Annotated in this window: 15 protein-coding genes and 1 riboswitch; of the genes, 13 read left to right on the top strand and 2 right to left on the bottom strand. The window is 53.4% G+C overall.

Translation table 11 applies throughout. The annotated features are described in order from the left end of the window. Positions 1–294 precede the first annotated feature (294 nt). The 11 genes from BCF53_RS07180 (at position 295) to BCF53_RS07230 (ending at position 10,775) form a co-directional block, all read left to right on the top strand. Positions 295–1,023 (top strand): DUF1223 domain-containing protein, encoded by a 729-nt coding sequence (locus BCF53_RS07180; protein WP_132700954.1) that lies wholly within the window; start codon positions 295–297, stop codon positions 1,021–1,023. A 152-nt stretch (positions 1,024–1,175) separates the two neighbouring features. Further along, positions 1,176–1,364: riboswitch (cobalamin riboswitch) on the top strand. Positions 1,365–1,482: 118 nt separating this feature from the next. Beyond that, positions 1,483–3,753, top strand: a complete 2,271-nt coding sequence (nrdA, locus tag BCF53_RS07185; RefSeq protein WP_132700955.1) for a class 1a ribonucleoside-diphosphate reductase subunit alpha — start codon at positions 1,483–1,485, stop codon at positions 3,751–3,753. Between the two features lie 38 nt (positions 3,754–3,791). After that, the gene (gene nrdB, locus BCF53_RS07190) at positions 3,792–4,904 is read left to right on the top strand and encodes a class Ia ribonucleoside-diphosphate reductase subunit beta (protein WP_132700956.1); all 1,113 of its coding nucleotides are present in this window, start codon (positions 3,792–3,794) and stop codon (positions 4,902–4,904) included. Between the two features lie 73 nt (positions 4,905–4,977). Continuing rightward, positions 4,978–5,484: a bifunctional adenosylcobinamide kinase/adenosylcobinamide-phosphate guanylyltransferase gene (gene cobU, locus BCF53_RS07195; protein WP_132700958.1), complete on the top strand. Its 507-nt coding sequence runs from the start codon at positions 4,978–4,980 to the stop codon at positions 5,482–5,484. Between the two features lie 52 nt (positions 5,485–5,536). Further along, positions 5,537–6,547 (top strand): nicotinate-nucleotide--dimethylbenzimidazole phosphoribosyltransferase, encoded by a 1,011-nt coding sequence (cobT, locus tag BCF53_RS07200; RefSeq protein ID WP_132700960.1) that lies wholly within the window; start codon positions 5,537–5,539, stop codon positions 6,545–6,547. Beyond that, positions 6,544–7,281: an adenosylcobinamide-GDP ribazoletransferase gene (locus BCF53_RS07205; protein WP_132700961.1), complete on the top strand. Its 738-nt coding sequence runs from the start codon at positions 6,544–6,546 to the stop codon at positions 7,279–7,281. Before cobT ends, BCF53_RS07205 begins: the two co-directional genes overlap by 4 nt. Further along, positions 7,272–7,787 (top strand): histidine phosphatase family protein, encoded by a 516-nt coding sequence (locus BCF53_RS07210; RefSeq protein WP_165901835.1) that lies wholly within the window; start codon positions 7,272–7,274, stop codon positions 7,785–7,787. Before BCF53_RS07205 ends, BCF53_RS07210 begins: the two co-directional genes overlap by 10 nt. A 160-nt stretch (positions 7,788–7,947) precedes the next feature. Continuing rightward, positions 7,948–8,799: a 6-pyruvoyl trahydropterin synthase family protein gene (locus BCF53_RS07215; protein WP_132700964.1), complete on the top strand. Its 852-nt coding sequence runs from the start codon at positions 7,948–7,950 to the stop codon at positions 8,797–8,799. A 121-nt stretch (positions 8,800–8,920) separates the two neighbouring features. After that, a complete protein-coding gene (gene cysS, locus BCF53_RS07220) occupies positions 8,921–10,309 on the top strand; it encodes a cysteine--tRNA ligase (RefSeq protein ID WP_132700965.1) in 1,389 nt (462 codons plus the stop codon). Positions 10,310–10,312: 3 nt separating this feature from the next. Further along, the gene (gene yidD, locus BCF53_RS07225) at positions 10,313–10,576 is read left to right on the top strand and encodes a membrane protein insertion efficiency factor YidD (protein WP_132700967.1); all 264 of its coding nucleotides are present in this window, start codon (positions 10,313–10,315) and stop codon (positions 10,574–10,576) included. Continuing rightward, positions 10,566–10,775, top strand: coding sequence for a Trm112 family protein (locus tag BCF53_RS07230; protein WP_481404354.1), 210 nt, complete (start codon positions 10,566–10,568; stop codon positions 10,773–10,775). Before yidD ends, BCF53_RS07230 begins: the two co-directional genes overlap by 11 nt. A gap of 34 nt (positions 10,776–10,809) precedes the next feature. On the opposite strand, the gene BCF53_RS07235 is transcribed toward BCF53_RS07230, so the two are convergent. Together BCF53_RS07235 and BCF53_RS07240 are read right to left on the bottom strand one after the other, a co-directional pair. Further along, positions 10,810–11,922 (bottom strand): mechanosensitive ion channel family protein, encoded by a 1,113-nt coding sequence (locus BCF53_RS07235; RefSeq protein WP_132700969.1) that lies wholly within the window; start codon positions 11,920–11,922, stop codon positions 10,810–10,812. 134 nt (positions 11,923–12,056) lie between these two features. Then, positions 12,057–12,362 carry a hypothetical protein gene (locus BCF53_RS07240; RefSeq protein WP_132700970.1) on the bottom strand — a complete coding sequence of 102 codons (306 nt, stop codon included), beginning with the start codon at positions 12,360–12,362 and terminating at the stop codon, positions 12,057–12,059. A gap of 203 nt (positions 12,363–12,565) precedes the next feature. Here BCF53_RS07240 and BCF53_RS07245 point away from each other — a divergent pair, with 203 nt between their 5' ends. Next, a complete protein-coding gene (locus BCF53_RS07245; RefSeq protein WP_132700971.1) occupies positions 12,566–13,930 on the top strand; it encodes an adenylate/guanylate cyclase domain-containing protein in 1,365 nt (454 codons plus the stop codon). Positions 13,931–13,942: 12 nt separating this feature from the next. Beyond that, complete coding sequence (locus BCF53_RS07250) at positions 13,943–14,992, top strand: tetratricopeptide repeat protein (protein WP_132700972.1); 1,050 nt, start codon at positions 13,943–13,945, stop codon at positions 14,990–14,992. The last annotated feature ends 185 nt before the right edge of the window (positions 14,993–15,177 follow it).

Consider the following 15,177-nt stretch of genomic DNA (forward strand, 5'->3'; position numbering starts at 1 on the left):
TCTACAAAGCAGTGTCAAAGCACTAAGGTCGGTCTCAGATTCACCTGGCTCTCGGAAAGTTATCAGCTAAACAACTTCCCTGGAGAGATACAAGGCCGGGCTTCAGCCCGACAAAGTCAGCCTAAGATGTAAAAGCAACCCTGTTGGCCTAAAGACCAACCTACAAACACACCTCACCCTGTAGGTCGGGCTTCAGCCCGACACCCGCCCGCGTTCCTTAAGCCCTCCCAAAAAAATGAATTTTTCCGGGATTAAGCTGTCCAACTTCCCACATCAGCAACTAACCCTCCCACTATGAAAAAACTCACCACAATCCTCGCCACCCTGCTCACCAGCACCCTGATACACGCCCAGGAATTCCAAAGCGAAGCCACCGCCAGCGTGGTGATAGAAATGTTCACCTCTGAAGGTTGCAGCAGCTGTGTACCGGCCGATAAGTGGATGGGAACCCTCACGGAACACCCGGCGCTGTTTTCCAGCATTGTGCCAATGGCTTTCCACGTCGATTACTGGGATTACATTGGCTGGATAGATCCGTTGGCTAAACGCGAGTACAGCCAACGTCAGCGCGCCTACCAAACGACCGGGGCAATTCACTCGGTTTACACACCAGGGTTTGTAGCCAACGGGAAGGAGTGGCGGGATTGGTTTTTTGACCGCAGCGCTATTCCCGAACAACCCCAGGCAACCCCCGGTGTTTTGCGCGGCACGCTCGCAGATGAAACCCTAACGGTCACCTTTGATACCACCGAGCCATTGCAGCTGAACATGGCGTATCTGGGCATGGGCCTGAGCAACGATATCACCGCCGGTGAGAACAGAAACCTGACGCTGCACCATGATTTTGTGGTGCTTAAACACTGGCGCAGCCGGCAGTCTGATTTAACAGACAACACCCGAACCTGGGTAGCCTCTTTGCCCGAAATACCGCAGGCTTCTCAGCAACGAACGGCATTGGTTATATGGCTTGCAGAGCGCGGCTCTGATGCCCCGATTCAGGCAACGGGCACCTACATCGATTAAACAAACAGGCTTGTGTGGCACTGCGTTTGCCACCTCCTACAAAGGTCGCAATATCTGCCAAAACACCCATATATGGTTTGACTAAAGCCAAACACCACCATATCTTGTGCGCATTCTCATCGACGGTTCTTCAGCCACCGGCATTTGTGGCTGAAAGTAAACCCGCGCTAAGTTCTAAGTATGCGCATGTTTATTCGGGAATTCGGTGCAAATCCGAAGCTGCCCCCGCAACTGTAAGGGTTGAGCAAGGCTTAAGTATTTAACCACTGAGGACGCCCTCGGGAAGGTTTAAGCCACGCGTCGACGCCCAAGCCAGGAGACCTGCCGCGATGACCATGCGATTAGTGTTAATCGTTGTGTTTAACATCGGGCGGGGTGATCCGATACAAGTGAACGCGTCTACGTTTTCTCTTGTCATGTGACATTGTCACATGCCCTGCCTTGTTCTGGAGAAACAAGGTGAACCTGCAAATTCAAAAAAGAGACGGCCGTCTCGAACCCCTGCAATTAGAAAAAATCCACAAGGTGCTCGATTGGGCACAATCAGGCCTGAGCAAGGTGTCTGTTTCGGAAGTGGAACTGAAAGCAAAAATCCAGTTCTACGATGGCATGACCACCACCGAAATTCATGAAATGCTGATCCGCTCGGCAGCCGATTTAATCAGCGAGCAGCAACCGGACTACCAGTATTTTGCAGCCCGCCTGGCCATTTTCCATATGCGCAAACAGGCCTTTGGCCAGTTTGAGCCACCGCACGTGTTTGATTTGGTCGCCAAGTTGGTGGCCGAAAAACGCTACGACCCCATTCTGCTGAAAACTTATAACGAAGAAGACTGGAATGAACTGAACGACGTGCTCGATCACAGCCGCGATCTAAACTTTGCCTACGCCGGTGTTAAACAGCTTCAGGGTAAATATCTGGTGCAGGATCGCGTGACCGGGCAGATTTTCGAATCGCCGCAGTTTGTTTACCTGCTGATTGGTGCCTGCCTGTTTTCCGGTTACCCACAAGCTGAGCGTCTGCACTATGTGAAGCGTTTCTATGAGGCGGCGTCCACTCATAAGTTCTCGCTGCCGACGCCGATTATGGCCGGCGTGCGCACACCGACACGCCAGTTCTCTTCGTGCGTACTCATTGAATGCGACGACACCCTGGATTCCATCAACGCCACGACGTCCAGTATCGTCAATTACGTCAGCCAGCGCGCGGGCATTGGCATTAACGCCGGGCGCATTCGCGGTTTAGGCTCACCCATTCGCGGTGGCGAGGCGTTCCACACTGGCTGCATTCCGTTTTACAAACTGTTCCAGTCGGCCGTGAAGAGTTGTTCACAGGGTGGTATTCGCGGTGGTGCGGCCACCATGTTTTACCCGCTGTGGCACATAGAAGTGGAAGACCTGCTGGTACTGAAAAACAACCGCGGCGTTGAAGAAAACCGCGCCCGCCATCTGGATTACGGCGTGCAGCTGAGCAAGCTGATGTATCAGCGATTGATTCAGGATGGTCATATCTCGCTGTTCAGCCCGAGCGAAGTCCCCGGCCTGTACGATGCGTTTTTTGCCGATCAGAAAACGTTTGAAGCGCTGTACGTTCAGTATGAAAACGACCCGGCCATCCGCAAGCGCAAGGTCAAAGCCAAAGAACTGTTTTCACTGCTGATGCAAGAGCGCGCCTCCACCGGCCGTATTTATATTCAGAACGTAGATCACTGCAACGAGCATGGCCCGTTCGACCCGGCCAAAGCGCCGGTACGCCAGTCTAACCTGTGTATGGAAATCGCCTTGCCGACAAAACCATTGCAGGATTTAAACGATGAACAGGGTGAAATTGCCTTGTGCACGCTGGCAGCAATCAATTTAGGCGCGTTAACGTCGCTGGATGACATCGACGATTCTGCTGATATTCTGGTGCGCGCACTCGATGCCCTGCTCGACTACCAGAACTACCCGGTAAAGGCGGCAGAAATCTCCACCATGAAGCGCCGCCCACTGGGCATTGGTGTCATCAACTACGCCTACTATCTGGCGAAACACGGTGCCAGATACGGCGACGAAAAGGCCCGCGATTTAACCCACCAAACCTTTGAGCGCCTGCAATATGCGCTGCTGCAAGCCTCGAATAAACTGGCCATCGAACAGGGTGCCTGCGAAGGCTTTAGCGATACCAAACTGGCCAGCGGCAGCCTGCCGGTTGATCACTACAAAGCCGAAGTGGATGGCCACTGCAACACCGCCCTGCTGTGCGATTGGGATGCCCTGCGCAAAAGCATTGTTACCCATGGTGTACGCAATTCAACGCTCTCGGCACTGATGCCATCAGAAACCTCAGCGCAGATTGCCAACGCCACCAACGGCATTGAACCGCCACGGGCACTGGTGAGCATTAAGGCCTCCAAAGACGGCGTACTGAAACAGGTAGTGCCGGAAATCGAAACCCTGGCCGCCAGCTACGACACTCTGTGGCAACAAAACGGCAACACCGGCTACCTGACTTTGGTGGCGATTATGCAGAAGTTTGTTGATCAGGCGATTTCCGCCAACACCAGCTATCAGCCCGATCTGTACGCAGACCGAAAGGTGCCAATGCAGCTGTTGCTGGGTGATTTACTCACTGCCTACAAGCTGGGTGTAAAAACGCTGTACTACCACAACACCCGTGATGGCTCGCAAGCCAACCACCTGCAGGAACAGGCCGCTTCCAGCTGTGAATCCGGCGCGTGCGCTATTTAATTTTTTAAGCAAATAACGAATTTAATTTGGAGAGCACCATGGCTTACCAATCTTTTAACCAGAAGCGTTTCGATGCCTTCACACAGCCCATGTTCTGTGGCGAGCAGGTGAACGTTGCCCGATACGACCAACAACGCTACCCGGTTTTTGAGCAGCTGATTGAAAAACAGCTATCGTTTTTCTGGCGACCGGAAGAAGTCGATTTGCAGCGTGACCGCAAAGACTTTATCGCCCTGCCGGAAAACGAAAAGCACATTTTCCTCAGTAACCTGAAGTACCAGACGCTGCTCGATTCTGTACAGGGGCGTTCACCGAACATGGCGTTTTTACCCATCGTCAGCCTGCCGGAACTGGAAACCTGGATAGAAACCTGGGCATTCAGCGAAACAGTCCATTCACGTTCGTACACCCACATTATCCGCAACATTGTCACCGAGCCGAACCTGATTTTTGAAGACATTATTGAAACGCCGGAGATTATCGAACGCGCGGAAACCATTTCGGATTATTACGATCAGCTGATCAATGCCATTCAGCGTTACCAGTCTGCCGATGACGGCACGCAAACCAAAGAGCAGCTGCGCAACATTAAACGCCTGTTGTTGCTGACTATGGTTTCGGTCAACGTGCTGGAAGCCATCCGCTTTTACGTCAGCTTTGCCTGCAGCTTTGCCTTTGCCGAAGGCGCAAAAATGGAAGGCAACGCCAAGCTGATTAAACTGATCGCGCGCGATGAAGCCTTGCATTTAAGCGGCACGGAATTCATCCTTCGCCAATGGCGCAGCGGCATGGACGACCCGGACATGCGTGATCTGTTTGAGCAGGAAAAAGACACCATCACCAGCCTGTTCCGCGATGCAGCCGAGCAGGAGAAGGCCTGGGCCAACTACCTGTTTAAAGATGGCTCGATGATTGGCCTGAACGCCAATATACTGCACCAGTACATTGAGTATCTGACCGATGAACGTCTGAAAGCCGTCGGTTTAGCGCCTATGTATCAGCGGGCCGATAACCCGCTGCCGTGGATGAACAACTGGCTGAGCAACGACCATGTCCAGGTTGCACCGCAGGAAGTTGAAATTTCCAGCTACCTTGTCGGGGCTATTAAGAGTGATATCGATATGGATGCGTTGTCATCGTTTGAGTTATAAACGACCGCAGTGACACCTATCGAACAGAAGCGAGCATTGGCTCGCTTTTTCATTTATCAGAATCAAGGAAATCATGGCAAACATTACCCTGATCACCGGCGGTGTAAAATCCGGCAAAAGCCGCCTGGCCATGCGCCTGCTCGAAGAGGCCACCGACAGCCCCTGTCTTGTCGCCACCGCCCGCCGTACCGATGCCGAAATGAACAGACGCATCGAGCACCATATAGCCTCGCGCGGCGAGCACTGGCAATGCATTGAAACACCGCTAGAATTACCTGAAACTCTAACCGAATTTCAGGGTGCCGTTGTTGTCGATTGCCTGGGTACCTGGGTGACCAACCTGCTGATTGAAACGCCCGGCCAACTTGAACAGCGCATCCAGGATTTCACCGCAGCCCTGCAGCAGCGAACGCAGCCTACCCTGCTGGTCAGTAACGAATGCGGCCTGGGTGTGATCGGTGCCGATGCACTGACGCGCCGCTTTGTGGATGAGCTTGGTCTGCTGAATCAGCAGGTTGCCGGCTTGGCCGACCGGGTGTGCTTCTGTGTTTCCGGGTTGGAGCACTGGATCAAAACTTAACCGACAGAATTTTTTTTGCCTGCTAAAACCGCAACCTCATTTAGGGACAACGATGACTAAGAACGACCTGAAAATAGAAATTCTTCATAAAATCAACAACAAGACCAAGCCACCGGGCTCGCTGGGCCAAATAGAAGAGATTGCCCTGCAGGTAGGCATGGCGCAGAAGACCGAAGTACCTAAGGTAGATAAACCTCAGGCATTGGTTTTTGGGGCCGATCACGGCGTATGCGCCGAAGGTGTCAACCCCTTCCCGCAGAAGGTCACCGAACTGATGATGGCTAACTTCTCCGCCGGCGGTGCCGCGATGAACGTATTCTGCCGCAGCAATGATATTCCATTGCAGATTGTGAACCTTGGCATCGTAAACCCTGAAGCCAAATGGCCCAACGTACTTGATAAAACCATTGCCGCCGGCACTAAAAACCTGCGCCGTGAGCCTGCCATGAGCATGATAGAGTGCGAACGCGCGATGGCGGTGGGTGAACAGCTGGCACGCGATGCCGTTGCAACCGGCTGCAACCTGCTGATTATCGGCGAAATGGGGATTGGCAACACAACGAGCGCCTCGGCACTGCTTTCTGCACTGACGGCACAAAGTGCCGAATTTACCGTTGGACCGGGCACCGGTGCCAGCCCGGAGCAGATAGAAACCAAAATCACCGTGATCAATGAGGCGCTGAAACGCTGCCAAAGCACCGATCCGCTGACCATCCTTGCCGAAGTGGGCGGTTTTGAAATTGCGGCTATGGTGGGTGTGTTGCTTACCGCTGAAGATCTGGGCTGCGTTGTCATGGTTGATGGCTTCATCTCCACCGCGGCCGCTCTGGTTGCCTTTAAGCATCAGCCGAGTGCCCGCGACTACTGGCTGTTCAGTCACGCCTCTGCCGAACCGGCGCACCAGCTGATGATCATTGAGCTGGATGCAAAACCGATTCTGAACCTGTCGTTACACCTCGGCGAAGGCACCGGTGCAGCACTCGCCTACCCCTTGGTTAAGTGTGCAGTGGCCATGCTCAATGAAATGGCGACCTTTCAGTCGGCCGGCATCATCACTGAATGATTCGCGACTTCCTGCTGGCGCTGGGCTTCTTTACCCGTATTCCGGTGCCGGCACACCCCAATTACAGCGATGACGCCATGCGCCGCAGCGCGCTCTACTACCCGTTGGTTGGCTTGTTCGTGGGTGCCCTGCTTGCTGCCATCTACGGGTTTGCTCAGCTGTTCTGGTCTGTAGAGGTTTCCGTACTGCTTACCCTGAGCGCAGGCTTTCTGCTCACCGGCGGCTTTCATGAAGACGGCTGGGCCGATACCTTCGATGGCTTCGGCGGCGCGTTCAATAAAGAGCGTAAGCTCGACATTATGACCGACTCGCGCCTGGGCACCTATGGCAGCCTGGCACTGTGGGCCATGCTCAGCCTGAAGGCCTTCACTCTGTTTGAACTGCTGCCCCAGGCTGGCGTGATCTGCCTTATCGTCGCCCATTGCCTGAGCCGATGGTCATCGATGACAGCAATGGTGTTTGCCGATTATGTGCGGGTAAACCCAAGCAAGGCCAAACCGGTGGTTTCGCAAATGAGTTTCGGTCGCTGGCTGGCGGCCCTGCTGTTCAGCCTGCCGGCGCTGGTCTTTGTTCCACTGCACATAGCACTGGTGCTCACAGTAACTGCACTGATTGTGGCAGCGCTGTGGATCTGGCAGACGCGGCGACAGATTGGTGGTTACACCGGCGATACCATGGGTGCCGGCCAACAGCTGGCAGAGCTTGCGCTCTACCTGGTGTGGCTGTGTTTCTGATCCGTCACGACGCCGTTGCCGTCCGCGGCATCTGCTACGGCCAAACCGACATCGATGCCGCCATCGCCTACACCGAGAGCGCGCAAAAGGTGAAGGCTCACTTACCGGCAACGCCCGCAGTGGTTTACAGCAGCCCGCTTAAACGCTGCGCCAAACTGGCCGAAGCCTGCTTTCCTGCTCAACACATCGCGTTCAGCCCCGAGCTGATGGAAGTAAACTTTGGTGACTGGGAAATGAAACCCTGGAGTGAAATAAGCCGCGCCAGCATCGACCGCTGGGCACAATCGCCTACCAGCTTTCAGTTCCCGAACGGTGAGCACTTACTCGCCTTTCAGCACCGGGTTGAAGCGATCTATACCGAACTAACCGGCCTGCCGCAGGATACCTGTGTGTTTACTCACGGCGGGGTCATTCGGCTGATGCAGGCGCTGCGCGCCAATGAGCCCTGGCAGAACTGGCTGCAAACACCGGCACCCTTCGCCGGGGTGGTTGAATTAACTGGCTAGAACGGAAAAGAGATGTCAGCCAATTGCCTGTACAACCCAATGACTGGTTCGAATGAACGGTCAACTTTTAAAGTTTAGCGCTTAGCCAACAATTGAATTTCTGTTAGACTGCCGCGCCCGCCTATAATGGCTAAAACAGCAACCGGAGCATGCCAGAACCATGAATCGTCTTTTCGTAGACAACCTGACCGTTCTCGATTTCAGCTACTTTCATCCCAAGCGCGGCGTGGTGGGCGAAAGCTGGATTGTTGATGTTGAACTGATGGGCGAACTGAACGAAGAAGGCATGGTGTTCGATTTCGGCCATGTGAAGAAGCTGCTCAAGCAGGCGCTTGATGGCGGGCTTGACCACACCCTGGCCATTCCGACCGAATTAGCCGGTGTCAGCATAGAGATGCTGGAACTGAACGATGAGATCAAGGTGGAATACCGAGACAGCAAAGGTGAACTGGCCTTTGCCTACCAGAGCCCGCGCGATGCCGTGTATCTGGTGGATGCTGAACGTATCACCATTGATAGCGCCCTGCCGCTGCTGGAAAACCACCTCAACAGCCTGGTCCCCAGTAATGTAAAGCAGGTAAAACTGAACCTGCGTACAGAAGACATCAACGGCGCGTTTTACCACTATTCTCATGGTCTGAAAAAGCACCTGGGCGATTGCCAGCGTATTTGCCATGGCCACCGCTCTAAAATCGAAATATTCAAAAACGGCGTACGCGATACCGATACCGAACAGGAATGGGCACAGCGCTTTGCCGATATCTACCTGATTACCGATGAAGACCTGCTCGAAAGCGAGCACAAGGGCCTGAACCATGCCGGGTACGACTCTGAACAAGGCCGCTTTGATGTGTGGTTGAACCCGAAGCAGTGCTACATGATGCCGACCGACACCACGGTAGAGCTGATTGCTACGCATATCTGCAGCTCTTTAGCGGCTGAGCAGCCAGACTACAGCTGGCGTGTTAAGGCGTTTGAAGGTGTGCAGAAAGGCGCGATTGCGGGTAGTTAAGCACCGGAAATCCTGAAAAACCGAGGTTAATCCGGGCGACTTTTAATAGTCCATCTGCCCAGATTCTCAACTCCAATGGTATACTCGCGCGAAATTCGATTAACTGATTGCTGGAATTTCAATGTCGCTGGTATTGCACAATAGCCTGACAGGCAAAAAAGAACCGTTTGAACCTTTAGACCCCAATCGCGTCACTATGTATGTCTGTGGCCCAACGGTTTACAACTATATTCATCTGGGCAACGGCCGCTCCGCGACAGTGTTCGACCTGCTCTACCGGGTACTGAAAGAGCTGTACCCAACCGTTGAGTTTGCGCGCAACTTCACCGATGTTGACGATAAAATCAACGCCGCCGCTGCCGAGCTGAATGCCGAGATCTCCGTCATTACCGATAAGTACATCGCCGCCTACGATGAAGACATGGCCGCGCTCGGTAACCTGGAGCCCACCCTAAAGCCAAAAGCCACCGAGCACATTGGCGACATTATTAGCACCATTGAAGCGCTGATTGAACGTGGCCACGCCTATGCCTCGGAAGGTCATGTGCTGTTCGCGGTCGATTCCATGGCCGATTACGGCAAGCTTTCCAAGCGCAATATCGACGATATGATCGCCGGTGCCCGCGTAGAAGTGGCCAGCTACAAAAAGAACCCGATGGATTTCGTACTGTGGAAGCCTTCCACCGATGACCTGCCCGGCTGGGACAGCCCCTGGGGCCGTGGCCGCCCGGGCTGGCACATTGAATGTACGGCAATGATCCAGAAGCATTTGGGTGAAACCATCGACATTCATGGCGGCGGTTCTGACCTTTTATTCCCGCACCATGAGAATGAACTGGCTCAGGGCACCTGCTGCTCGGATCATTCCGGTGGCTACGCCAAATACTGGGTACACAACGCCATGCTCGATATCGAAGGCGAGAAGATGTCGAAATCACTCGGCAACTTTATTGTGCTGCGCGATATGTTGGCCGAACAACCGCATGAGCTGGTGCGCGTAGCGCTGCTTTCAGCACACTACCGCTCCAACATGAACTGGTCGGAACAGCTAATTCACCAGAGCCGCTCGCTGCTCGACCGCATTTACACCATCAAGCGGGACAGCGCAGATATAGCCGCGACCCCGGTTGAAAACTTTATTGAGCTGCCATTTGCACAAATGCTGCTCGATGACCTGAACACACCGAAAGCCTTTGCCGTACTGCATGAACTGACCAACCAGTTCTTTAAAGCCGAAAATGCAGAGCAGCAGGCCAAGCTGAAGGGTGAAATTGAGGCGATCTGCAACTTCCTGAACATTGCGCAACTTGAGCCGAATGCCTGGTTCCAGGGCCAGGTCAGCGAAGGCGATATTAGCGCCGAAGAAGTCGAGGCCCTGATCGAAGAGCGTAAGCAGGCGAAGAAAAATAAAGACTTCGCCCGTGCAGACGCCATTCGTGAAGAACTGGCTGCGCGCGGTGTGCAAATTAAAGACACCCGCGAAGGCACGCTTTGGTCACGTGAAGGCTAAGCCATGAAGTGGCTGCTCATTAAGCTGGTGCAATTCTATCGATTTGTCATCAGCCCAATGCTGGGGCCACCGCGCTGCCGCTACTACCCAAGCTGCTCTGAATACGCGATTATCGCGCTGAAACATTATGGTGCCTGGCAGGGAAGCAAGCTCACCATAAAACGCATACTGCGCTGTCACCCGGGCTGCGAAGGCGGAATTGACCCGGTACCCGGCGTACCACTGGAATCGAATGAATCTGAGGAAAGAAAAAACGATGCTAATTGATAAACAGCTGCTGACGTTTCTGGTCTGCCCTGCCACCAAAGCGCCCTTACAGGTCGATAAAGAAAAACAGGAACTGATCTCCACAGCCGCCAAACTTGCGTACCCGGTACGCGATGGTATTCCTGTCATGCTGGAAGAAGAGGCGCGTGCCCTTACCCAAGATGAATTTGAGTTCTGGCACGCGAAAAAGAGCAGCTAAACGCTCAACCCTGCATGGTTCACCGGTTTAACAGTTACTTCATACCAGCCGGTTCCGGCTCTTCGTTCAGCAGGTGTAATGTCTGCGTTGGGAAAGCAAACTCAGCGCCATTACGCTGAACGATATCAATAACCTTCAGCATCACATCCTGTTTAATTTCGTGAAACCTTATCCATTCCGTGGTTTTGGTAAAGGTGTAGATAAAGAAATCAATCGATGACGAGGCAAAGGCGTTTACGTTCACAATCAGCGTCTGTTCGGTATCGATCTCCGGGTGATCGAGCAGCATCTGTTTTACATCGGCCACAATAGCCGCCACCTTATCGGCATCGTCATAGCGCACCCCAACGGTTTCTTTAATACGGCGGTTACTCATGCGCGACGGGTTTTCCACCGAAATACTGGCAAAGGTGGCATTCGGCACATACAGCGGTCGTTTATCGAAGGTACGAATACAGGTTAAGCGCCAGCCGATATCTTCAACGGTGCCTTCAATGTCTTTATCCGGCGAGCGTACCCAGTCACCCACCCGGAAGGGCTGATCCATGTAGATCATCAGGCCGCCAAAGAAGTTAGACAGCAGGTCTTTAGCAGCAAAGCCAATCGCAATACCACCGATACCGCCGAAGGCGAGAATGCCCGAAATACTGAAACCCAGCGTTTGCAGGATGACCAGTGCGGTGGTGATGATGACCGACAACCGGAACAGTTTACCCAGCGCCGATGCTGTGGTGGCGTCCATCTCTTTCTTCAGCACGCCCGGCTGCTGAACCAGGTCTTCCGCCTGGCGGATAAGCCGCACCGCAAACCAGGCGAAAATAGTAATGAAGGAAACTTCACGGATTGGGTCGATCAGTGAAAACACCGCCTCATCGGATACCCGGCGTACGACATCGGCCGCCAGAAGAATACCTTCAAACCAGATAAAAACACCGACCGGTTTGCGCGCGGTATCTATCAGCAGGTCATCAAAAGCGGTGTTGCTGTTTTTAGCCTTTAACGCCAAGCGGTCGAACAGCTTTTTCATCAGGTAGGCGGCCAGCAGCGTCGCCAGTACAATCAGAAACACCTGCCCCACCCAGGGAAACTTTGAACCAGACTCTAAAATAGCCTGGAAGCTTGCCATGGCGTTCGTTAACACTTCCATTCAATATCTCCCTAAGGAACGTTAGTTGGATCCAGAAAAGCGCACCATGTTAAGGGTGGCGTTGCGCAGAAATCAACAGAAGGGTTATCAAAGCGACAGAAGCAGGCATCACTCTCTTTAGTGATGCGTACTCATCAGGGGTTTTCTTTATTCGCGGGAACGGGGATCAGCGCTTTAGCAGGCCACAACAATGCCGTTGAGTAGATCCACATGCAGCCGGCAAGCGTCGCAAACAACACCAGCAAGTTAGAGCGGAACCCAACATCATCAAGAATCAGGTAAAAGCCGATCTGAATAACATAGCCGGAAAGCAGCACAACCCAGCGGCACAGAAAAGAGGACCTGTGCGTGTTCAGCCAGCAAATAAGAGGGATTAGCAACAAGGCCGCGCCGACCTGGGCTAGTTCAAGGTTTGAGAGTACAGCGTATACATCAATCATGGGGCGATTCTAACGATCAAAACAGGAAACAAACAAGTGAATAAAAAGAAATAATCATGACTTTCTTCACATTTACGGCGTCTTTCAGCTCATATGCCCGTATGCTAGCGCAAATTACTTTGCAATTACTTCAATCGGATACCGATTTACCTTTAGCAGAGTATTATTCAATCTTCCTCTAAGATTACTTTACAAAACCGGGAATGACCTTGCAGAACCTGAACTACGCACACCGGCTGGCCCTGACTATGACTGCCCTGATCCTGCTGGCTGCGGTAACCATCGGCTACCCGCTGATCTACAGCCAGTTCTCGATCATGGAAGAGCAGTTCAACTACAATGGCGAAACGCTGGCCAGCCAGGTTGCTGCCAACTCGGTGAGCATGGTGTTCTCTGAAGATCAGCAGTCACTGAACAACCTGGTGCAGTCGGTGGCGACTCAGAAGAACGTCATCTCAGTCATTATCATTGACCGGGACTACGACCTGACCGCCGCCAGCGGCCCGCAGCCGGATATGGCGATTCTGCACAACGAGGCAAACTTCTACAGCGCGACCAGCTTTACCGGCAGTGATAATCAGGTGTGGTTTTCTGCGCCGATCCTCTTCAAAGAGGTTTCCGGAGGCGTTGCCTGGATTGGTCTTGATAAGTCACCGCTGATAAAAAACCAGACCATTGTGGTCAGCTCTGCACTGACCCTGGTGGCACTGCTGGTTTGCGCCATCATCTGGCTGGGCATCCGCTTAAGCCAGCGACTCAGCAAGCCCATCAACGACCTGATCACCGCCGCCAAGGCCATCGGCTCCGGCAATTACAGCTATCGGATTGACGATAACAACGCCGGTGAATTTGCCGACCTGGAAGAGGCCTTCAACAAGATGGCACAGGGGCTGGAGCAAAAACTGACGGTCGAAAAGAACTTCTCGCGCTTTGTTTCCGGCCCCGTTGCCAGCCACTATATGACACGCGACGACTCCGAGATCACCCTCAAGGGCGAGCGGGTGGAAGCCAGCATTCTGTTTGTCGACCTGGTCAACTACACGGCGTTCAGCAACAAGCACACTTCCGAGGTGGTTGCCGATGTGCTGAATTTCTACTTTTCAGAGTTTTCTGACGCCTGCCACCGCTTTCAGGGCAATGTCGATAAGTACATAGGCGATTGCGCCATGCTGGTATTCGGTTGCCCGGCTGCAGATGCCAAGCACCGGCAGCATGCACTGCAATGTGCCATCTTCATTCGCGACCGCATTCAGCTGCTGAACGAAGGCCGCAAGGCTGCCGGCCTGCCATGGATGGACATCCGCATCGGTCTGGCTGGCGGCACAGTTCTCGCAGGCCTGCTGGGCTCAGCGGAGCGACTCAACTATTCTGTGGTTGGTGAGGCTGCGAACCTCGCCGCCCGGCTCTGCGCCAAGGCGCCACAGGGCGGCATCTTAACCGACCGGGCATTTCTCAACCTGTTAGGTGATAAAACCCGCATCAGTACGCACGAAACCCAGCGCATTCAGGTGAAGGGGTTTAGCGAAGAAATAGAAACACTGGTAATTGACGAACTGATTACCACGTAAGGATTAAACCAGATGACAGCTCTTTCCCGACTTTACCCGCTTCTGCTACTCAGCCTGCTAACCGGCTGCACCACCTTTTACGCCAACAGCGACAGTGCCAGCAGCCAGATTGACAGCTGGGTAAGCGAACATAAATACGACAAAGCGCTGGAAACCATTGCCGCCGTTCCTGAAGACCACCCGGACTACAAATCGCTGAACAACGCCATTGCCGGCATTGAAAAAAACCGTCAGCGCTACATTCAAAACATCGTTAAAAGTGCTCAGGCGTTTGAACCCGCCAATGACTGGGTAAGCGCCGAATCACTGATTGATGAAGGCCTGAAGAACCTGCCGGACGCACCCGAGCTGATGACTCAGAAGTCGTTTTATCAACACAAGCGGGCCGAGCGAATCTACAAGGATGAAACCGCCGTGTTGCTGGCGAAAGCCCACTACCTGATTACCTCCCGGCCTTATCAGGAGTCGGCACTCTACAACGCCCGCGGAAAGTATTCTGCCGAGCAGACCTTTAACCGCTACCTGCAGGAATCCAAGCAGGTCTCGCGAGAACTGTACGCGGTTGGTTATAACTACTGGCAGGAACAGAAATACACTCAGGCAAAGCAGGCCCTGACGCTGTCTATTGAAACCTCTGCCAACGACCTGAGCTCTGAATTGCTCAGCGAAATCCTGGCCATTGAGAGCACACAGCGGGCAAATGCACGAACAGCGCAATCAAAAAAGGCGCTGGAGCAGCTGCCTGAACTGGAACGGAGCTTTAAGGACCGGCTGTTTGCCAATGATTTAGCCGGTGCACAGAAGGTGCTGAACGAAATCCGCGCCATGCAGATCACCGATGTTGCCGACTATGAGGAACAACTGAAGAGCCACCGCCAGCTGCGAATTGACAGCCTGATCAAAAGCGGCGATACGCTATACACCGCTGGCTATATCGGCGAAGCCGTCATCCGCTGGCAGCAGGCGCTGAACCTCGACCCGGGTAATCAGGTGATACAGCAGCGTATAGAGCGTGCCGACACCTTCCTGAAAAACCTTGAACGCTGGAAAGACCAACCCTGATTTAACTATTGAGCGCTGGTTTTAATCTTGCCACAGCGAGTGCAACGGTACCGATTGACCAGCTTGCCCTGCTTGCTATCGAACACGGTCTCTTTATCGATTTGCCATTTGTGACGGCCACTTCTGCATAGCGTATGACCGGCCGCCTGCTTTTTTTGTTGCGCTTTTTTGAATGCATTTAACGA

It is taken from the genome of Reinekea marinisedimentorum (genome assembly GCF_004341165.1).
GTDB classification, from domain to species: domain Bacteria; phylum Pseudomonadota; class Gammaproteobacteria; order Pseudomonadales; family Natronospirillaceae; genus Reinekea; species Reinekea marinisedimentorum.